Annotated in this window: 20 protein-coding genes; 15 read left to right on the forward strand and 5 right to left on the reverse strand. The window is 71.1% G+C overall.

The features are described 5' to 3' along the window. Positions 1-129: 129 nt before the first annotated feature. Entirely contained in the window at positions 130-1,143 is a 1,014-nt protein-coding gene (locus tag OG858_RS33095) for a LacI family DNA-binding transcriptional regulator (protein ID WP_319268773.1), read from the reverse strand. Positions 1,144-1,664: 521 nt separating this feature from the next. On the opposite strand from OG858_RS33095, the gene OG858_RS33100 reads away from it, so the two are divergent. After that, positions 1,665-3,605, forward strand: coding sequence for an acyl-CoA dehydrogenase family protein (locus OG858_RS33100; RefSeq protein ID WP_086749113.1), 1,941 nt, complete (start codon positions 1,665-1,667; stop codon positions 3,603-3,605). A gap of 141 nt (positions 3,606-3,746) precedes the next feature. On the opposite strand, the gene OG858_RS33105 is transcribed toward OG858_RS33100, so the two are convergent. Further along, complete coding sequence (locus OG858_RS33105; protein WP_086749114.1) at positions 3,747-4,202, reverse strand: lamin tail domain-containing protein; 456 nt, start codon at positions 4,200-4,202, stop codon at positions 3,747-3,749. Positions 4,203-4,396: 194 nt separating this feature from the next. On the opposite strand from OG858_RS33105, the gene dxr reads away from it, so the two are divergent. The 11 genes from dxr to OG858_RS33160 all read left to right on the forward strand — a co-directional run bounded on the left by dxr (position 4,397) and on the right by OG858_RS33160 (position 15,553). Next, entirely contained in the window at positions 4,397-5,671 is a 1,275-nt protein-coding gene (gene dxr / locus OG858_RS33110) for a 1-deoxy-D-xylulose-5-phosphate reductoisomerase (protein WP_319268778.1), read from the forward strand. Next, entirely contained in the window at positions 5,668-6,972 is a 1,305-nt protein-coding gene (locus OG858_RS33115; RefSeq protein ID WP_086749116.1) for a M50 family metallopeptidase, read from the forward strand. The genes dxr and OG858_RS33115 overlap by 4 nt, the downstream gene beginning before the upstream one ends. A 257-nt stretch (positions 6,973-7,229) precedes the next feature. Then, a complete protein-coding gene (ispG, locus tag OG858_RS33120) occupies positions 7,230-8,387 on the forward strand; it encodes a flavodoxin-dependent (E)-4-hydroxy-3-methylbut-2-enyl-diphosphate synthase (RefSeq protein ID WP_086749117.1) in 1,158 nt (385 codons plus the stop codon). 213 nt (positions 8,388-8,600) lie between these two features. After that, entirely contained in the window at positions 8,601-9,455 is an 855-nt protein-coding gene (locus tag OG858_RS33125) for a GNAT family N-acetyltransferase (protein ID WP_319317614.1), read from the forward strand. Positions 9,456-9,665: 210 nt separating this feature from the next. Beyond that, entirely contained in the window at positions 9,666-10,196 is a 531-nt protein-coding gene (locus tag OG858_RS33130) for a GNAT family N-acetyltransferase (protein WP_086749119.1), read from the forward strand. Between the two features lie 134 nt (positions 10,197-10,330). Next, the gene (locus tag OG858_RS33135) at positions 10,331-12,034 is read left to right on the forward strand and encodes a proline--tRNA ligase (RefSeq protein ID WP_086749120.1); all 1,704 of its coding nucleotides are present in this window, start codon (positions 10,331-10,333) and stop codon (positions 12,032-12,034) included. 110 nt (positions 12,035-12,144) lie between these two features. Beyond that, positions 12,145-12,549 carry a hypothetical protein gene (locus OG858_RS33140; protein WP_179201070.1) on the forward strand — a complete coding sequence of 135 codons (405 nt, stop codon included), beginning with the start codon at positions 12,145-12,147 and terminating at the stop codon, positions 12,547-12,549. Then, entirely contained in the window at positions 12,549-13,520 is a 972-nt protein-coding gene (locus OG858_RS33145; RefSeq protein ID WP_319268786.1) for an FAD:protein FMN transferase, read from the forward strand. The genes OG858_RS33140 and OG858_RS33145 overlap by 1 nt, the downstream gene beginning before the upstream one ends. Next, on the forward strand, positions 13,517-14,098 hold the full coding sequence (locus OG858_RS33150; RefSeq protein ID WP_319066742.1) for a ferric reductase-like transmembrane domain-containing protein: 582 nt from the start codon (positions 13,517-13,519) through the stop codon (positions 14,096-14,098). Before OG858_RS33145 ends, OG858_RS33150 begins: the two co-directional genes overlap by 4 nt. Further along, a complete protein-coding gene (locus OG858_RS33155) occupies positions 14,095-15,336 on the forward strand; it encodes an NADH-ubiquinone oxidoreductase-F iron-sulfur binding region domain-containing protein (RefSeq protein WP_328544186.1) in 1,242 nt (413 codons plus the stop codon). Before OG858_RS33150 ends, OG858_RS33155 begins: the two co-directional genes overlap by 4 nt. Before the next feature lie 4 nt (positions 15,337-15,340). Further along, positions 15,341-15,553: a ferredoxin gene (locus OG858_RS33160; RefSeq protein WP_086749969.1), complete on the forward strand. Its 213-nt coding sequence runs from the start codon at positions 15,341-15,343 to the stop codon at positions 15,551-15,553. A gap of 69 nt (positions 15,554-15,622) precedes the next feature. Here the strand turns inward: OG858_RS33160 and OG858_RS33165 are convergent, their stop codons facing one another. The 3 genes from OG858_RS33165 to OG858_RS33175 are packed head-to-tail and all read right to left on the reverse strand — an operon-like array spanning position 15,623 to position 17,599. Next, positions 15,623-16,555: an aminoglycoside phosphotransferase family protein gene (locus OG858_RS33165; protein ID WP_373420846.1), complete on the reverse strand. Its 933-nt coding sequence runs from the start codon at positions 16,553-16,555 to the stop codon at positions 15,623-15,625. A gap of 28 nt (positions 16,556-16,583) precedes the next feature. After that, on the reverse strand, positions 16,584-17,039 hold the full coding sequence (locus OG858_RS33170; RefSeq protein ID WP_086749970.1) for a ferritin-like domain-containing protein: 456 nt from the start codon (positions 17,037-17,039) through the stop codon (positions 16,584-16,586). Further along, positions 17,036-17,599 (reverse strand): hypothetical protein, encoded by a 564-nt coding sequence (locus OG858_RS33175; protein WP_406199316.1) that lies wholly within the window; start codon positions 17,597-17,599, stop codon positions 17,036-17,038. Before OG858_RS33175 ends, OG858_RS33170 begins: the two co-directional genes overlap by 4 nt. A gap of 287 nt (positions 17,600-17,886) precedes the next feature. Here OG858_RS33175 and rimP point away from each other — a divergent pair, with 287 nt between their 5' ends. The 3 genes from rimP to OG858_RS33190 all read left to right on the forward strand — a co-directional run bounded on the left by rimP (position 17,887) and on the right by OG858_RS33190 (position 19,830). Then, the gene (gene rimP, locus OG858_RS33180; RefSeq protein ID WP_086749972.1) at positions 17,887-18,396 is read left to right on the forward strand and encodes a ribosome maturation factor RimP; all 510 of its coding nucleotides are present in this window, start codon (positions 17,887-17,889) and stop codon (positions 18,394-18,396) included. 2 nt (positions 18,397-18,398) lie between these two features. Beyond that, positions 18,399-19,385, forward strand: a complete 987-nt coding sequence (gene nusA / locus OG858_RS33185) for a transcription termination factor NusA (RefSeq protein WP_037696211.1) — start codon at positions 18,399-18,401, stop codon at positions 19,383-19,385. Between the two features lie 148 nt (positions 19,386-19,533). Beyond that, positions 19,534-19,830 (forward strand): YlxR family protein, encoded by a 297-nt coding sequence (locus OG858_RS33190; RefSeq protein ID WP_086749973.1) that lies wholly within the window; start codon positions 19,534-19,536, stop codon positions 19,828-19,830. The last annotated feature ends 143 nt before the right edge of the window (positions 19,831-19,973 follow it).

Genomic DNA, 19,973 nt, shown 5'->3' on the forward strand with positions numbered 1-19,973 from the left:
GCGGGAAGAGAGGAGGGGCGGGAAGAGGGGAGGGGGGAAGAGGGCCGTACGACGACTTCCGTACGGCGGCTTGCATACGACGTCCTGTCCGCGACGTCCTGTCCGCGACGGTGTGCGTACGACGGGGGCTCAGCCGGTGGTGGACAGTGGCCCCGTGCTCGCGCGGACCGTCAGCTCGGGGGCGAGGAGCACCACTTCTTCGGCGTCCCTGCCCTCCAGCTTGGCGATCAACTGCTCCACGGCCCGCCGGCCCATCTCCTGGGCGGGGATGGCCACGGACGTCAGCCGTACCGAGGCCTGTACGGCGACCTGGTCCGGGCAGACCGCGATCACCGAGACGTCCTCCGGCACCGCGCGCCCCTGCTGCCGCAACAGCGCGAGCAGCGGCTCCACCGCGGACTCGTTCTGCACGACGACCCCCGTGGTGCCCGGCCGTTCGTCGAAGATCCGGGCCAGGGTCGCGGCCATCGCGTCGTAGCCGCCCTCGCAGGGACGGTGCAGCACGCGCAGACCCAACTCCTTTGCCCGGGAACGGAGTCCGTCGAGAGTGCGTTCGGCGAAACCGGTGTGCCGTTCGTACACGGCGGGCGCCTCGCCGATGACCGCGATGTCACGGTGGCCGAGCATCGCCAGATGCTCGACGCACAGCGCGCCCGTCGCCCCGAAGTCGAGGTCGACGCAGGTCAGGCCGCTGGTGTCGGCCGGCAGCCCGATGAGTACCGACGGCTGGTCGGTGCCGCGCAGCAGCGGCAGCCGCTCGTCGTCGAGCTCCACGTCCATCAGGATCATCGCGTCGGCGAGCCCGCTGCCCGTGACACGGCGCACCGCGTCGGGGCCCTCCTCGCCGGTGAGCAGCAGCACGTCGTAGCCGTACGTGCGGGCCGTGGTGGCCACCGCTATGGCGATCTCCATCATCACCGGGACGTACATGTCGGTGCGCAGCGGGACCATCAGGGCGACGATGTTCGACCTGCTGCTCGCCAGGGCGCGGGCCCCCGCGTTCGGGTGGTAGCCGAGCTCCTGGATGCTCCGCTCGACCCGCTGCCGGGTGCCCGCGGAGATGGACCGCTTGCCGCTGAGGACATAGCTCACCGTGCTCGCCGAGACTCCGGCGTGCTGGGCGACCTCGGCGAGGGTGACCATCCAGCTCTCCAAGCGTGTTTAAGCGCTTCGACAGCGCGCTATCTCTGAACAAGGGCGAGTGAGGGTGGCTCGACAGTAGCCGGGCGGTGGATGGGTGTCCATAGGTTGTCGAAGCGCTTCGATAATTCGCCGGACGACCGACTGGGTGGTGGGGGTGTGCCGGGTGACGGCTGCGAGTCCGTGGGGCTTCTCGCGTGGTTTCCCGCGCCCCTTCGGGGCGCTCTGATCGCCTCCAGTCTAGAACTCGACGGCTGGTTCAGGAGGGTGCGGTGGCGACAGGAGCGCGAGAGTGCCCGCCCACGGAAGGAACCCCGTGGGGGCCGGCCGGCGAGATCATGATCCTGACGCACTCGGTCGGTATCGGCCGAGAGGGGCGCGCGCGGCGGCCGAAGCGGCCGATCGCGCACGCGAGGGGTGGCGGGGTCACCCCGAATCGGGTACCAACGATCGAGTAGCACCCATCGGTAACCGTTCAGGTACCCATCCGGTACAAGATCCCGATTCGCGGCGAGGTGAGCCTCATGTCCGCCCCACCCCTCAAGAAGCCCGTCGTCACAGAACGTGAGGCCCGACAGGTGGCCGAGGCCGCCCGGGAGCAGGCCTGGCGCAAGCCCAGCTTCGCCAAGGAACTGTTCCTGGGCCGGTTCCGCCTCGACCTCATCCACCCCCACCCGCTCCCCACCGACGAGGCCGTCCGGCGCGGCGAGCAGTTCCTGACCAAACTCCGCGACTTCTGCGAGACGAAGGTCGACGGGGCCCTGATCGAGCGCGAGGCCCGCATCCCCGACGAGGTGATCAACGGGCTCAAGGAGCTCGGTGCCCTCGGAATGAAGATCGACCCCAAGTACGGCGGTCTCGGCCTCACCCAGGTGTACTACAACAAGGCGCTGGCCCTCGTCGGCTCGGCCAGCCCGGCCATCGGCGTCCTGCTCTCGGCGCATCAGTCGATCGGCGCACCGCAGCCGCTGAAACTGTTCGGCACCCCCGAACAGAAGGAGAAGTTCCTGCCGCGCTGCGCCCGCACCGACATCAGCGCCTTCCTCCTCACCGAACCCGACGTCGGCTCGGACCCGGCCCGCCTCGCCACCAGCGCGGTGCCCGACGGGGACGACTACGTCCTGGACGGTGTGAAGCTGTGGACGACGAACGGCGTGGTCGCCGACCTCCTTGTCGTCATGGCGCGGGTGCCGAAGTCCGACGGACACAAGGGCGGCATCACCGCCTTCGTCGTGGAGACCGACTCGCCCGGCGTCACCGTCGAGAACCGTAACGCCTTCATGGGCCTGCGCGGCATCGAGAACGGAGTCACCCGTCTCCACCAGGTCAGGGTTCCCGCCGCCCACCGCATCGGCCCCGAGGGTGCGGGCCTGAAGATCGCCCTCACCACCCTCAACACCGGCCGGCTCTCGCTCCCGGCGTCCTGCGTGGCCGCCGGCAAGTGGTGCCTGAAGATCGCCCGCGAGTGGTCGGCGGCCCGTGAGCAGTGGGGCAAGCCGGTCGCCCACCACGAGGCGGTCGGCCAGAAGATCTCCTTCATCGCCGCCACCACCTTCGCCCTGGAAGCGGTGCTCGACCTGTCCTCGCAGATGGCCGACGAGGACCGCAACGACATCCGCATCGAGGGCGCCCTGGCCAAGCTCTTCGCCTCCGAGATGGGCTGGCGCATCGCCGACGAACTCGTCCAGATCCGCGGCGGCCGCGGCTTCGAGACGGCGGATTCGCTGCGGGCGCGCGGCGAACGAGCCGTCCCCGCCGAGCAGATGCTGCGCGACCTGCGCATCAACCGGATCTTCGAGGGTTCCACGGAGATCATGCACCTGTTGATCGCCCGTGAGGCCGTGGACGCCCACCTCTCCGTGGCCGGCGACCTCATCGACCCGGAGAAGTCCCTGTCCGACAAGGCGAAGGCGGGCGCGAACGCGGGCGTCTTCTACGCCAAGTGGCTGCCCAAGCTGGTCGCGGGGCCGGGTCAACTCCCGCGCACCTACGGCGACTTCCACCCCGCGGGCCACCCCGACCTCTCCACCCACCTGCGCTATGTCGAACGCAACGCCCGCAAGCTCGCCCGGTCCACCTTCTACGCCATGTCGCGCTGGCAGGGCCGTATGGAGACCAAGCAGGGCTTCCTGGGCCGGATCGTCGACATCGGCGCCGAACTCTTCGCGATGAGTGCCGCCGTCGTCCGCGCGGAACTGCTCCGCACCACGGGCGAGCACGGCCGTGAGGCCTACCAGCTCGCCGACGTCTTCTGCCGTCAGTCCCGCATCCGTGTCGAGGAACTCTTCGGCCGCCTCTGGAGCAACACAGACGACCTCGACCGCAAGGTGGTCAAGGGTGTCCTCGGCGGCGCCTACGAGTGGCTGGAGCAAGGTGTGATCGACCCGTCGGGCGAGGGCCCGTGGATCGCGGACGCGACACCCGGTCCGAGTGAGAAGGAGAACGTCCACCGCCGCATCCGATGACATCCCACGCCTTCCCGCGCTCCTGAAGACCGGCCCGCAGGGCCGTCCACAGGGGCGCGGGGCCGTGTTGGTATGCGGCTCCGCCGCGTGGGCGCGACCAGCCGCATACGGCCCGCGGCCGACGGACGGCTCTCGCGTCGACTAGCAGTACTTGTCGCTGGGGTCCCGCGTCGTCCAGGAGCAGGAGTCGACCTTCGAACCGCCGGCCTTCGACAGCGTCGCCGTGTCGCTCGTGTTGTTCCACACGTAGGCCTTGCGGTTCTGGTACTTGGTCGCGCTGGTGTCCGTGCCCGAGCCGGTGCGGACCTTGATGTACTTGCCGGCCCCGATCTTCACGTCGAGGAACGTGTACTTGTGGTTGTCGGGGTCCTTGAGCACCCAGCCCTTCAGGGAGACGGGCTTCGAGCTCGTGTTCTTGATCTGCACCCACTCGCCGTTGAGGCTCGTGTTCGTCCGCGTGTCCTTGCCGGGGCTGTCGAAGTACACGCGGTGGATGACCACACCTCCGGCGGCCTCGGCCGGGCTGCTCAGCAGGGTGCCGGTCAGGGCCACGGCTCCGGCGAGCGCGGGCAGGACGGCGCGTATGCGCTTGTGCATGGATCCCCCCAGGGTCCTCGTTCACGATCTGTTGACCCGATAATCGGATCAACAGGGCAGAAGTCATATCACCCCTGTCTTCACGCGCGCTTCACAAACGGAGAAACAGCCTCGTCGACCACAGACCGCACGAAGATGGGTCATCAAGGGGGCGCGCGGTCCTGCCGGACACCGGATGCGGCCACAATGGAGGGATGAGCGACAGTCCAGCCCCTCTCGCCGATCCGCATCTCGTCTTCGACCCGGTCGACGGTGTACGGGACGTAGTGATCCTCGGATCGACCGGCTCGATCGGCACCCAGGCCATCGACCTCGTCCTGCGCAACCCGGACCGCTTCCGCGTCACCGGACTCTCCGCCGCCGGAGGGCGGGTGGAGCTGCTGGCCGAGCAGGCGCACCGCCTGCGCGTGCGGACCGTCGCCGTCGCCCGCGAGGACGTCGTACCTGCGCTGCGCGAGGCCCTGGCCGGCGTGTACGGGCCCGGGGAGGCCCTGCCCGAGATCCTCGCAGGGCCGGGCGCCGCCACGGAGGTGGCCGCGTCCGACTGCCACACCGTGCTGAACGGCATCACCGGCTCCATCGGCCTCGCCCCGACCCTCGCCGCCCTGGAGGCGGGCCGCACCCTCGCGCTCGCCAACAAGGAGTCGCTCATCGTCGGCGGTCCGCTGGTGAAGGCCGTGGCGAAGCCGGGCCAGATCATCCCGGTCGACTCCGAGCACGCCGCCCTCTTCCAGGCCCTCGCCTCCGGCACCCGGGCCGACGTGCGCAAGCTCGTCGTCACCGCTTCCGGCGGCCCCTTCCGCGGCCGCACGAAGGCGGAACTCGCCGACGTGACACCCGCCGACGCCCTCGCGCACCCCACCTGGGCCATGGGCCCGGTCATCACCGTGAACTCCGCGACCCTGGTCAACAAGGGCCTGGAGGTCATCGAGGCGCACCTCCTCTACGACATTCCCTTCGACCGCATTGAGGTCGTCGTGCACCCCCAGTCGTATGTCCACTCGATGGTTGAGTTCACGGACGGATCGACGATGGCGCAGGCGACGCCCCCCGACATGCGGGGGCCCATCGCCATCGGCCTCGGCTGGCCGCAGCGCGTCCCGGACGCCGCGCCCGCCTTCGACTGGACCAAGGCGTCCACCTGGGAGTTCTTCCCCCTCGACACCGACGCGTTCCCGTCGGTCGGGCTCGCCCGGCATGTGGGGCAGCTCGCGGGCACCGCCCCGGCGGTGTTCAATGCGGCCAACGAGGAGTGCGTCGACGCGTTCCTGCACGGGGGTCTCCGGTTCGACGCGATCATGGAGACCGTCACGCGGGTCGTCCAGGAGCACGGCACCCCCGGAACGGGAACTTCCCTGACCGTGGCGGACGTCCTCGAAGCGGAGACCTGGGCGCGCGCAAGGGCCCGTGAACTGACCACCTCGACAGCCGAACCCACCGAGCGGACGACCGCGGAGGCCCGTGCATGACGACCCTGATGTTCATCCTCGGCATAGTGGTCTTCGTGATCGGCCTGGCGTTCTCGATCGCGTGGCACGAGCTGGGTCACTTCTCGACCGCCAAGCTCTTCGGTGTCCGCGTGCCCCAGTTCATGGTGGGCTTCGGCCCGACGATCTGGTCACGCAAGAAGGGCGAGACCGAGTACGGCGTCAAGGCGATCCCGCTCGGCGGCTACATCCGCATGATCGGCATGATCCCGCCCGGCCCGGACGGCCGGATCGAGAGCCGCTCGACCTCCCCGTGGCGCGTGATGATCGAGGACGCCCGCGCGGCCTCCTTCGAGGAGCTCCAGCCCGGCGACGAGGACCGCCTCTTCTACAGGCGCAAGCCGTGGAAGCGCGTCATCGTGATGTTCGCCGGGCCCTTCATGAACCTGATCCTGGCCTTCGTGATCTTCCTCGGCGTGATGATGACCTTCGGCACCCAGACCTCGACGACCACGGTCAGCAAGGTCTCGGACTGCGTCATCTCCGCCAGTGAGAACCGCTCGAAGTGCAAGGACAGCGACAAGGAGGCCCCCGCCAAGGCGGCGGGCCTGAAGCCCGGCGACAAGATCGTCGCGTTCGACGGCACCCCCGTCGAGGACTGGTCCGCCCTGCAGGCCGACATCCGCGACAACCCCGGCAAGCAGGTCACGCTCACCGTGGACCGCAAGGGCGAGAAGGTCGACCTCACCCCCACCCTCATCAAGAACCAGGTCAGCCAGACCGACGGCCAGGGCGGCTACGTCAAGGACAAGTACGTCTACGCCGGCTGGCTCGGCTTCACCCCCGCCTCCGACATCCTCCCGCTCTCCTTCGTCGACTCCGTGGACCGCATGGGCGACATGATGGAGAACGGCGTCGAGTCCCTGCTCTCCCTGCCCGCCAAGGTCCCCGCCCTGTGGGACGCCACCTTCGGCGACGGCGAGCGCGAGGCCGACTCACCCATGGGCGTGGTCGGCGCGGCCCGCGTCGGCGGCGAGATCTTCACCATGGACATCCCCGCCACCCAGCAGCTCGCCAGCTTCCTCATCCTGCTGGCCGGCTTCAACCTCTCCCTGTTCCTCTTCAACATGCTCCCGCTCCTCCCGCTCGACGGCGGGCACATCGCGGGCGCCCTGTGGGAGTCGCTGCGCCGGACCGCGGCCAAGGTGCTGCGCCGGCCCGACCCCGGCCCCTTCGACGTGGCGAAGCTGATGCCCGTCGCGTACGTGGTGGCCGGCATCTTCGTCTGCTTCACGCTGCTGGTGCTGATCGCGGACCTCGTGAACCCGGTGCGCATCTCGTAGTCACCCGTTGTTCACGGCGGCCGGGCACGCTCACGGAGCGGCGCCCGGCCGCTGTCGTACGGATGCGTCCGCCCATCTGTGTCCGAACTCCGCAGCGAGTCTCCCCAACGGGTGGGTTACGGATCGATGGGGGTCCCCCGCCGAGTGCATTCGAGGTGGGGGAGTGCTCGGGCACCTGCCCGTGCCGTAATCTCGAAGCCTGGAGCCCGCCCGTACCGGGAACCGATCCTGATCCACAACTTGGGGTTGCACAGCAGATGACTGCGATTTCTCTTGGCATGCCGTCCGTTCCGACCAAGCTCGCCGAGCGCCGGAAGAGCCGGCAGATCCAGGTCGGATCCGTGGCGGTCGGTGGAGACGCCCCGGTGTCGGTCCAGTCGATGACCACCACGCGTACGTCGGACATCGGCGCCACACTGCAGCAGATCGCCGAGCTGACGGCCTCCGGCTGCCAGATCGTCCGCGTCGCCTGCCCCACGCAGGACGACGCCGACGCCCTGTCGACGATCGCGCGTAAGTCTCAGATCCCGGTGATCGCCGACATCCACTTCCAGCCGAAGTACGTCTTCGCCGCGATCGAGGCCGGCTGCGCCGCCGTCCGCGTCAACCCCGGCAACATCAAGCAGTTCGACGACAAGGTCAAGGAGATCGCCAAGGCGGCGAACGACCACGGCACCCCGATCCGCATCGGTGTCAACGCCGGCTCCCTGGACCGCCGCCTCCTTCAGAAGTACGGCAAGGCCACCCCCGAGGCGCTGGTCGAGTCCGCCCTCTGGGAGGCCTCCCTCTTCGAGGAGCACGGCTTCCGGGACATCAAGATCTCGGTCAAGCACAACGACCCGGTCGTCATGGTCAACGCCTACCGCCAGCTCGCCGCCCAGTGCGACTACCCCCTCCACCTCGGCGTCACCGAGGCCGGCCCCGCCTTCCAGGGCACCATCAAGTCGGCAGTCGCCTTCGGCGCGCTGCTCTCCGAGGGCATCGGCGACACGATCCGCGTCTCCCTGTCGGCCCCGCCGGTCGAGGAGATCAAGGTCGGCAACCAGATCCTGGAATCCCTCAACCTCCGCCAGCGCGGCCTGGAGATCGTCTCCTGCCCCTCCTGCGGCCGGGCCCAGGTCGACGTCTACAAGCTCGCCGAAGAGGTCACGGCCGGTCTGACCGGCATGGAGGTCCCGCTGCGCGTAGCCGTCATGGGCTGCGTGGTGAACGGCCCCGGCGAGGCACGCGAGGCCGACCTCGGCGTCGCCTCCGGCAACGGCAAGGGCCAGATCTTCGTCAAGGGCGAGATCATCAAGACCGTCCCCGAATCCAAGATCGTCGAGACCCTCATCGAGGAGGCGATGAAGATCGCCGAACAGATGGAGGCGGACGGCATCGCCTCCGGCGAGCCGACGGTTGCGGTAGCGGGCTGAGGGGCCGCAGGCCTCTCAGGGGCGCGGGGCTGTGTCCGATGTGCGGCTCCGCCGCGTGGGCGCGACCAGCCACGACGCACCCGTACCCGCCGAAGCACAGTGGCCCCCGGGCCATGGGGCGCCCGCCCGTGGCGCAGCCGCCGGGCGCCCCGCCACAGCCCGGCAGGGTATCGTGCGGAGACCAGCGCAGACCCCAGGGTGAGGCTCCCGCACGTGTTGACCCAGACCACCACCAGGGTCCTCGAACCGAGTGACCTGGACGCCGCACTCGCCGTCCTGGACCGAGACCCCGTCGCGAACGCCTTCGTGACGTCCCGCGTCCAGGCCGCCGGCCTGGACCCCTGGCGGCTCGGCGGCGAGATGTGGGGCTGGTACGAAGACGGCGCCCTGACCTCCCTCTGCTACGCCGGCGCCAACCTCGTCCCGATCTGTGCCACCCCCCGCGCCGTGCGCGCCTTCGCCGACCGCGCCCGTCGGGCCGGCCGCCGCTGCTCCTCGGTCGTCGGCCCCGCCGAATCCACCGCCCAGCTCTGGCGGCTGCTCGAACCCAGCTGGGGCCCGGCCCGCGAGGTCCGCTCCCACCAGCCCCTCATGGTCACCGACCGGCTCCCCGACCCCGCCGAGGTCACCCCCGACCCGTACGTCCGCCGGATCCGCAAGGACGAGATGGACGCGATCATGCCGGCGTGCGTCGCGATGTTCACCGAGGAGGTCGGCGTCTCCCCGCTGGCCGGCGACGGCGGCCTCCTCTACCAGGCGCGCGTCGCCGAACTCGTGGGCTCCGGCCGCTCCTTCGCCCGCCTCGGCCCCGACGGCCGTGTCGTCTTCAAGGCCGAGATCGGCGCGGCGACCCCCCGGGCCTGCCAGATCCAGGGCGTCTGGGTGGCCCCCGAACACCGGGGCCGGGGCCTGGCCGCCCCCGGCATGGCAGCGGTCCTCCGCTACGCCCTGGCCGACGTGGCCCCCCTGGTCAGCCTCTACGTCAACGACTTCAACACGGCGGCACGGCGCACGTACCGAAGGGTGGGCTTCCAGGAAGTGGGCGCCTTCATGAGCGTCCTGTTCTGAGGGATCGGTTCTCCGAAGGGTCCTTCTCCGAAGGGTCGCTTTCCGACGGATCGGCTTCGGTGGGCGTGCGTTCCGACCGCCGGGCAAGGTGCGCGCCCTTCGAGGACACGCGGGGCCGTATCGACGTGCGGCTCCGCCGCGTGGGCGCGACCAGCCACATCCAGCCCCGCACCCCGCAGGCAACCCGAACCCCCCTGTAGCATCCGCAACATGAGCCTCGTCATCGGCCCCTTGGACCTCTCCGCCCACGTGGACGAGGCCCTGGCCGTCCAAGCCGTCGCCTTCGGTCTGGGTCCCGACGAGGTGGCCGTACGCCGCCAGATCGTCCTCCGCCACATGACCTACCCGGGGGCACGCGCACTCGGCGCCACGGCGGAAGGCCGCCTCGTGGGGTTCGTCTACGGCATGCCCAACAACCGCGGCCACTGGTGGTCCACCGTCGTGGAGCCCTACCTCCGCGCCCTCGACCACGAGCACTGGCTGGACGACTCCTTCGTGATCACCGAACTGCACGTCCACCCCCGCCACCAGAACCACGGCGTCGGCCGCGCCCTGATCACCACCATCACCGACAGCGTGACCGAACCCCGCTCGATCCTCTCCGCGATCGACGTGGACAGCCCGGCCCGCGGCCTGTACCGCTCCCTCGGCTACACGGACCTGGCCCGTCAGGTCGTCTTCCCCAGCGCCCCCAAGCCGTACGCGGTGATGGGCGCCCCCCTGCCCCTGCGCCGCAGGTAGCCGCCGTACCAGGACCTTCCGCCACCGCCGGATTTCCACGGGCCCCCGCCCCCCGGCTAACCTCCTGCCATCACGCTCCCCACTCTCGGCCGCGCTCGAGCGGGGGGACCCCCATCGGCAGGAGTACGAGAACCATGGCGAACGCACCGGTCCAGCGCATGTCCCAGTTGATGGCGAAGACGCTGCGCGACGACCCGGCGGACGCCGAGGTGCTCAGCCACAAGCTCCTCGTCCGCGCCGGCTACGTCCGCCGCACGGCGGCCGGTGTGTGGACCTGGCTGCCCCTCGGCAAGAAGGTCCTCGCCAACGTGGAGCGCATCGTCCGCGAGGAGATGGACGCGATCGGCGCCCAGGAGGTGCTGCTCCCCGCACTGCTGCCGAAGGAGCCCTACGAGGCGACCGGCCGCTGGGACGAGTACGGCCCGGAGCTGTTCCGCCTGAAGGACCGCAAGGGCGGCGACTACCTCCTCGGCCCCACCCACGAGGAGATCTTCACGCTGATCGTGAAGGACCAGGCGTCCTCCTACAAGGACCTGCCGGTGATCCTCTACCAGATCCAGACCAAGTTCCGTGACGAGGCCCGCCCCCGCGCCGGCATCCTGCGCGGCCGCGAGTTCCTGATGAAGGACTCGTACTCCTTCGACACGGAGGACGAGGGCCTCGCCCAGTCGTACGCCCTGCACCGCCAGGCGTACCAGAAGGTGTTCGAGCGTCTGGGCCTCGACTACCGCATCTGCGCGGCGACCGCGGGCGCGATGGGCGGCTCGAAGTCGGAGGAGTTCCTGGCCCCGGCCGGCGCCGGCGAGGACACCTTCGCGGACTGCCCGGCGTGCGACTTCGCGGCCAACACCGAGGCGATCACGTTCGAGTTGAAGCCGGTGGACGCCGACGGCGTGCCCGCGCTCGAAGAGATCCCGACGCCCGACACCCCGACCATCGAGACCCTCGCCGCGCACCTGGGCGTCGCGGCCTCCGCCACCCTGAAGAACCTCCTCGTGAAGGTCGACGGCGAGATCGTCGCCGTCGGCGTCCCCGGCGACCGCGAGGTCGACATGGGCAAGGTCGAGGCGCACTTCGCCCCGGCGGTCGTCGAGATGGTCACCGAGGCGGACTTCGCGGGCCGCCCCGACCTGGTCCGCGGCTATGTCGGCCCGCAGGGCCTGGGCGAGAAGGTGACATACATCGCCGACCCGCGGGTGGCGCCGGGCACCGCCTGGATCACCGGTGCCAACAAGGCCGGCACACACGCCAAGAACGTCGTCGCGGGCCGTGACTTCGAGGTCGGCGAGTACGTCGACGTCGTGGTCGTCCAGGAGGGCGACCCCTGCCCGAACTGCGGCACCGGCCTCAAGCTGGACCGCGCCATCGAGATCGGCCACATCTTCCAGCTCGGCCGCAAGTACGCCGACGCCCTCAAGCTCGACGTCCTCGGACAGCACGGCAAGCCCGTCCGCGTCACCATGGGCTCGTACGGCATCGGCGTCTCCCGCGCGGTCGCCGCCCTCGCCGAGCAGTCCGCCGACGACAAGGGCCTGTGCTGGCCCGCCGAGGTCGCCCCGGCCGATGTGCACGTCGTCGCCGCGGGCAAGGCCCTGCAGACCGAACTGGCCCTCGACGTCTCGGAGAAGCTGCGGGCCGCCGGCCTGCGCGTCCTGGTCGACGACCGTGCCGGTGTCTCCCCGGGCGTGAAGTTCACCGACTCCGAGCTGATCGGCGTACCGAAGATCCTGGTCGCCGGCCGCCGCTCCGCCGAGGGCGTCCTGGAACTGAAGGACCGCCGCACCGGTGAGCGCGAGGAGCTGACGGTCGACGAGGCGATCGCCCGCCTCACCGTCTGAAGGAAACCCTCAGAATCTTCTCCGGCGGCGTATAGGCGCCTCACAGGTTTCTCTCAGACCGTTCCCCGACCGTAGGGCGTGACAGAACGTCACTACGGAGGGGAACGGTCATGACGACCAGTGAACGAGGTGCCGTCGCGGGGATCCGCAGAGGCGCCCGGCGTACGGCGGCCACCGCGGCGGCGGTCACGCTCGCGGCGGCGGCCGGCATGTTCGCGCTGATCGGCACGATGCAGGCGGACGCGGCCACCACCGCGAGCGGCAGCGGCACGAGTTCGACATCGTCGGGCACGAGCGGCGACACGGGTTCGAGCGGCGACAGCGACAGCGGCACCAGCGGCACGGACACGTCGTCGAACTCCTCCTCCGCCTCGGACGGTTCGAGTTCCTCGGACGGTTCGAGCGACTCCTCCTCGGATTCCTCCTCCGACGCCTCCTCGGACCTCCAGTCCTCCTCCGACGCGATGACGTCCTCCACGGACGACTCCGCGGACTCGACATCGGGGGCGTCGTGATGACCGCGTCCACGACCTCCCGCCCCACGGCTGCCACGGACTGGCGAGCCCTCGGCACGAGCGTCCGCCTGGTCACCACCGAACCGGCCCTGCTCGACTCCTGCAACCTGCTCCTGGCCCGGCACCTGGCCGAGGTCGACGCCGCCTGCAGCCGCTTCCGAGCGGACTCGGAACTGTCGACGCTCAACGCTGCCGAAGGGCGTCCCGTGAAGGTCAGCCCGCTGCTGGCCGAGGCACTGGCAGTGGCCCTGCGCGCCGCCCGCGCCACGGACGGTGCGGTGGACCCCACGGTCGGTTCGGCGATGGAGGCCCTCGGCTACGACCGGGACTTCACCCTGGTCCAGGAGGACGACCGCCCGGTGCGGCTCACCGTGAAGCGGGCGCCGGGCTGGAGCCTGGTCGAACTGGACCGTGTCACGAACACGGTGACCCTCCCCGCCGGCGTCAGCCTGGACCTGGGAGCCACGGCCAAGGCCTGGGCGGCCGACAAGGCGGCGCACCTGCTGGCCCGAGCCGCCGGCTGCGGCATCCTGGTCAGCCTCGGCGGCGACACGGCCGTCGCGGGCGAACCCCCGGCCGGCGGCTGGCGCATCCGCGTCCAGGACGAGACGGCCCCGGTCGACCGACTCCCCGAGCACGGCCCGTACGCCACGGTCGGCATCCGCAGCGGCGGCCTCGCCACCTCCGGCACCACGGCCCGCCGCTGGCGCCGCGGCGACCAGGACCTCCACCACATACTCGACCCCCGCACGGGCCGGCCCGCCACCACCCCCTGGCGCACCGTCTCGGTGGCCGCCGCCACCTGTGCCGACGCCAACGCCGCCACCACCGCCGCCCTGGTCAAGGGCGAGACCGCGGTCCGCCGGCTGTCCCGCCTCGGCCTTCCCGCCCGACTGGTCACCCACGAGGGCACGGTCGTCACCACGCCGGGCTGGCCGTCACCGACCCCGAAGGCCGAGCACACCGCATGAGCGACGAGATCCTCTGGTACGCCAACAGAGCCACCGGCGCCGTCTGCCTGGTCCTCTTCACCGTCGTCGTCCTCCTCGGCATCGCGGTGCGGCTGCGCACCCGCATCCCCGGACTGCCGCGCTTCGGCACGGTCTCCCTCCACCGCGCCCTGTCCCTCTCCGCCACGGCGTTCCTGGTCCTGCACATCGCGGCCGCCGTGATCGACGACTACGTCGACATCACGGCCGTCGACACGTTCGTCCCCTTCGTCTCCGCCTACCAGCCCCTCTGGCTCGGCCTCGGCACGGTCGCCCTCGACCTGATGCTCGCCGTCCTGGTCACCAGCCTCCTGCGGGCCCGCGTCGGCCACCGCACCTGGCGTGCCGTGCACTGGCTGGCGTACGCGTCCTGGCCGTTCGCCCTGGTCCACGGCATCGGCATCGGCACGGACAACGGCACCGCCTGGATGCTCTGGCTCACGGCCGCCTGCGTCGCCGCGGTGCTCGCCGCCCTCGCCCTGCGCACCGCCCACGCCGTACGCGGCTCCCGCCCCACCCCCGCCACCCTGCTCCGCACGGCCGAAGGAGCCCGCCCGTGACCACCACGACCGCCCCCACCGTCCCGACGGTCCTCTCCGACCTCCACATGCCACCCCGCCTCCTCGCCCCCGGCGGAACCCCGGCCGACCACCCCACCCACGAACAGCGCTACGGCCCCCTCACCGCCCTCGCCCCCGCCGACCTGCTCCGGACGGCAGCCGAGTCCGGCCTCACCGGTCGAGGCGGCGCCGCCTTCCCCACGTACCGCAAGCTCGCCTCCGTCGCCGAGGCGGGCCGCCGCACCGGCCGCGCCCCGGTGGTCGTCGCGAACGGGTCCGAGGGCGAACCCGCCAGCGCCAAGGACAGGACGCTGCTGCGCCTGTCACCCCACCTCGTCCTGGACGGCCTCCGCCTGGCCGCCGAGGCGACCGGCGCGGCCGAGGCGTACCTCGCGGTCGAGGAAGGCGCGGCCCACCTGGAAGCGGCCGTCGCCGAACGCAGCGACCCGGTACCCGTACGAATCGTCCGCGTCCCCGGACGCTTCCTCTCCGGCGAGTCCTCGGCTCTCACCCGGTACCTCGACGGCCGGGCCGCCCTGCCCCGGCACCGCAACCCCCCGGTCCGCGAACAGGGGGTGCACCGCGCCCCCACGCTCGTCCAGAACGTCGAGACCCTCGCCCACCTGGCCCTGATCGCCCGCTACGGCGCCGACTGGTACCGCTCGGCCGGCACCCCGGCCGACCCCGGCAGCGTCCTGTGCACGCTCCACGTGCCGGGCCGCGCTCCCCGAGTCGTGGAAGCCCCCTACGGACTCCCCCTGCACCGCCTGCTCCCCCTCCACGGCACGAGCGCGGTCCTGATCGGCGGCTACCACGGCACCTGGATCCCGACCCGCCAGGCCGCTCGACTCACCCTCACCGCGGCGGACCTGGGCGCAGGAGTGCTCGCCGCTCTCCCCGCCGACCGCTGCGGCCCCGCCGAGACCGCCCGGGTCCTGCGTTACCTCGCCCTGGAGTCCGCCGGTCAGTGCGGCCCCTGCCTCAACGGTCTGCCCCGCATCGCCGCCGCCTTCCGGACCCTGGCCGCCCCCGGCCCGCAGGGCACCGCCCGCGACGACATCGCCCGCTGGGCCGGCCTGGTGGAGGGCCGAGGCGTCTGCCACCACCCCGACGGCACCGTCCGCCTGGTCCGCAGCGCCCTGACCACCTTCGCCCACGAACTCGACGCCCATGCCCACGGCCACTGCACGGCCACCGACCACACGCCCGTCCTGCCCGTCCCCGAGAACCGGAGCTGACACCATGAACGCCCCCACGGCCCCGACCCTCGACGTCGACTGGACCGCCTGCCAGGGCCACGGCCTGTGCGCGGAACTCCTCCCCGACCACGTCACCCTGGACGAGTGGGGCTACCCGCTGTTCGAGAAGGGGCCGCTCCCGAGAGCGGCTCTGGAACGAGCGAAGCGAGCAGCGGCCGACTGCCCCGTCCTGGCCTTGAGACTGGGGGCTCACTGAGGGGCGCGGGGAACCCCGCGACCAGCACCACACGACCCGTGGCTTCGAACGGTCCGGCCTCCGGCGAAGCTAGAGCCACCCGGCGAACTCCAGCAACAACTCCGCGTCCCGAGGCCGCCCCACCCGCCGAGCCCGAACCCCCGACTCCACGGCCCGGAACAACGTCCACCCCCGCAACCGCTCCTGATCCACATCCAACGACTCGGCCAGCTTCTTCACCCGCCGCCGAGTGATCGCCGCCCCCGACGGCGACGCGATCAGATCCTCCACCCGGTCCCGCACCAGCCGAGCCAGATCGAACGCACACTCACCCACCACCGGATCCGGCCCCACGGCCAGCCACGGCAACCGCTCCCCGGCCAGCACCTTGCTCTGCCGGAACGTCCCGTGCAGCAACCGCTCCTCGGGCGGGGCGGCCAGCAGCTCCTCCCGCGCGGCGAGGGCCGAGTCGACCAGCGCCCGCACTTCGGCGTCCCCGGCGGAGCCGAACCGCATCAGCTCGGCCTGCCGGCCCGTCCGCCCGGCCACGGTCTCGAAGACATGTGCCCCGGGCGGCTCGACCCACAGCCGCCGCAAGGTCGCCGCAGCCTCCAGCAGAGCCTTCGCCTCGGGCAGCGACCGCACCGACAGATCGGGATGCAGCCGCTCCAGCAGCAGTACGCCGGAGCTGTCCCCGGGGTTGAGCATCTGCACCGCGCCCCGCCCGTCCCAGTACGCGAGGGCCGCCCGCTCACTCTCCGGCCGGGCCCGCTCGGGCGCCAGCTTGAGCACGGCGGGGGTGTCGTCGACCAGCCGTACGAGGAGCACCAGACTGCTGCGGCCGCCGGGCGCCTGCACCCGCTCGACGGTCAACTCGCGTAGACCGACGGCCTGTTGCAGCAGCTCGGGGAGCGTTTCCAGCCATTCGCCGATCCCGTCACCGCCGTCCGGCCGCCGGGTCTCGGCGAGCGCTCGCACAAGCCGCTGCGGCGGTTCGAAGTCATCGAAAGCCATGCGCGCCATGTGCGAGTCGTTCCCTTCCGGACCGTGATCAGGTGTGCGGTGTCGCCGACGGGCCGGCGGCGGCCGTCCGCTCGGCGAGACCAGGGAAGGCTACGCTTCCGCCGCGCCACCGCACCGCCCGCACCGCCGCTTCCCGCAGCGCCTCGGCCGCCGTGCCCCGCCGGTCGCCCTCGGACGCCCGGACGAGATCGGAGTACACGCCGGCCACCCGCTCCTCCAGCTCGGCGGCGAGCCGTACTGCGGAGTCGGAATCGGTCACCTGGAAGGGCAGCGAGTATCCGGCCGCCGCCGCGGCGGGTCTGCCGCCCAGGTCCCGCACGGCCCGGGTGAGCGCGTCCCGGCGGGCCCGGTGCGCGTCGTACGCCTCCCGCGCCTCGCGCTGCCGCGTCTCGCCGATCTTCCCGCCGACGACGCCGTACCCGTACACGGCGGCGTGCTCGGCCCCGAGCGCCGCCTGTACCGCCTTCAGCTCCCCGCTGCTCACTTCGCCCCCTCCGTCAACACATACGCGTGCCCGGCCCCCGCCGCGGCCACCGAAGCCATCAGCCGGGCCACCTCACCCGGCGCCTCCAGCAACGCCTTGGCCCGCCGGTCCGCGAGACTCCGCTCGGCGGCGGCCAACTCGGCGAGGGCAGCCTCGGGGTCCTCGGGCGCGGGGGAGGAGGAAGGGGAGGAGGACGCCGACGCGGAGGCCGAACCGGACGGAGAAGCGGACGCCTCACCCGCACCCGCCTCACCGGCGCCCGCCGCCTTTCTGCTCCCGAACGCCCGGGCATGCCGTACGACCTCCGCCCGCAGCGGTGTCAGCAGCGCGGCCAGATCCGGGTGCGCGGCGATCACGGCGTCGTACCGCTCCACGAGCGCCTCACTGTCCCGGGCCACACGCGCGCGGGCCCGCTCCACGGCCGAAGGACCGCTCCCGGCGGCATCCGAGCCCTCACCCCCGGACGAGCACCCCGCGAGCAGGCCGGCACCGGCGGCCCCGACGAGCAAACTCCTTCTGCGCGGCCCGGAAAGGGCACGCGACGACAGGCTGAACGACACAGCAGACGTCCTAGGGAGGTCGTACGAACAAAGAAGCGGTGTGATCACCGTACCCGTGAAAGGCCCCGCGCCCCGATAAGGGCGCGAGGCGTATCGACATGCGGCTCCGCCGTGTGGGTGCGACGAGCCCCATGCACCCGCGGCCACCCGAATACGGGCGCCCCCGAGCCGTTGGGCACCCCCACGCACAGGCGCCGCATGGACGGCAACACCCCAGCGGAGCGGCTACCCTTTGACCTGACACGCGCCCTACCCACAACAGCACACGCGGCCGAGGAGTCACCCGGATGAGCACCACCCAGAGCGAGAGGCTGCGAGAACTACTGGAACCGCTCGTACGCTCCCAGGGCCTGGATCTCGAAGAGATCGCAGTGGACTCGGTCGGACGCAAGCGGGTGCTGCGCGTGGTCGTCGACTCCGACGAGGGCGCGGATCTGGACGCGGTCGCCGACGTCAGCCGCGCGCTCTCGGCCAAGCTGGACGAGACGGACGCGATGGGCCAGGCGGAGTACACGCTGGAAGTCGGGACGCCGGGCGCCGAGCGCGCCCTCACCGAGCACCGCCACTACCGCCGCGCCGTCGACCGGCTGGTGAAGTTCACGCTCCGCGAGGACGGGGAACTGATCGCCAGAATCCTGACCGTGGACGACGACGGCCTCGACCTCGAAGTGCCCGGAGTGAAGGGCCGCAAGGCCACCGCCCGCCGGCTCGCCTTCGACGAGATCGACAGGGCGCGCGTCCAGGTCGAGTTCAACCGCAAGGACAAGAAGGACATGACGGAAGAAGAGGAGGCGTAGCCGTGGACATCGACATGAGTGCCCTGCGGGGCTTGGTGCGGGAGAAGGAGATCTCCTTCGACCTGCTGGTCGAGGCGATCGAGGCGGCCCTCCTCATCGCCTACCACCGCACCGAGGGAAGCCGCCGTCACGCGCGCGTGGAGCTCAACCGGGAGACCGGCCATGTGACCGTGTGGGCGAAGGAGGACCCCGAGGACCTGGAGGAGGGGCAGGAGCCGCGTCCGTTCGACGACACCCCGTCTGACTTCGGGCGCATCGCCGCCACCACCGCCAAGCAGGTGATCCTGCAGCGGCTGCGGGACGCGGAGGATGACGCGACGCTCGGCGAGTACGCGGGGCGCGAGGGCGACATCGTCACCGGTGTGGTCCAGCAGGGCCGCGACCCGAAGAACGTGCTCGTCGACATCGGCAAGCTGGAGGCCATCCTGCCGGTGCAGGAACAGGTCCCGGGCGAGGCGTACCAGCACGGCATGCGGCTCCGCTCGTACGTCGTACGGGTGGCGAAGGGCGTCCGCGGTCCCTCCGTGACGCTCTCCCGCACACACCCCAGTCTGGTGAAGAAGCTCTTCGCGCTGGAGGTGCCGGAGATCGCCGACGGGTCCGTCGAGATCGCCGCCATCGCGCGCGAGGCGGGTCACCGTACGAAGATCGCCGTCCGCTCCACCCGCAGCGGCCTGAACGCCAAGGGTGCCTGCATCGGCCCGATGGGCGGCCGGGTGCGCAACGTCATGGGCGAGCTGAACGGCGAGAAGATCGACATCGTCGACTGGTCGGACGACCCGGCGGAGATGGTGGCGAACGCGCTCTCCCCGGCCCGGGTCTCCAAGGTCGAGGTGGTGGACCTCGCGGCCCGCTCCGCGCGCGTGACGGTGCCCGACTACCAGCTGTCGCTGGCGATCGGCAAGGAGGGCCAGAACGCCCGCCTCGCCGCCCGCCTCACCGGCTGGCGGATCGACATCCGCCCGGACACCGAGCAGCCGGCGGAGTAACCACTCGATCGGACGTCCGACCGGGCCATCCGGGTACTTCCCGGTGGCCGGGGAATAGATCCAAGCCGCAGGTGGCTTAGATCACGACAACAACCGTTCGATTTTTGCCCCGGAGGGGTGAGGTCGGTGCGGGGAGGTAGACTTAGCAGTGTCTGGCCGGACGCGCGCCCGCGCATGCCCTGAACGCACCTGTGTGGGGTGCAGGCAGCGATCGGCCAAGACCGAACTGCTGCGGGTCGTGGCGACCGAGGGCGAATGCGTCCCCGATCCTCGCGGTACGCTGCCCGGCCGGGGTGCGTACGTTCACCCCGCCCAGGTCTGTCTCGACCTGGGGCTTCGCCGTCGGGCGTTCACGCGGGCGCTGCGTGCCCCGGGAGCGCTCGACACAAAGGCGTTGCGCCAATACGTGGAGCAGACAACAGTTGCCGAGCAGGCAACACCGTAAGACGTGTCGTACGGAACCTCCGTGCGGCCCTGGTACCCCGCGAGTTGGAAGTAGGTCGAGATTGCGATGAGCACTCGATGAGCACGCGATGAGTACGCCCATGAAGTAGCGACGGTCCGGACGCACCCGGACCTAAAAAGGAG

Source organism: Streptomyces europaeiscabiei, assembly GCF_036346855.1.
GTDB lineage: Bacteria > Actinomycetota > Actinomycetes > Streptomycetales > Streptomycetaceae > Streptomyces > Streptomyces europaeiscabiei.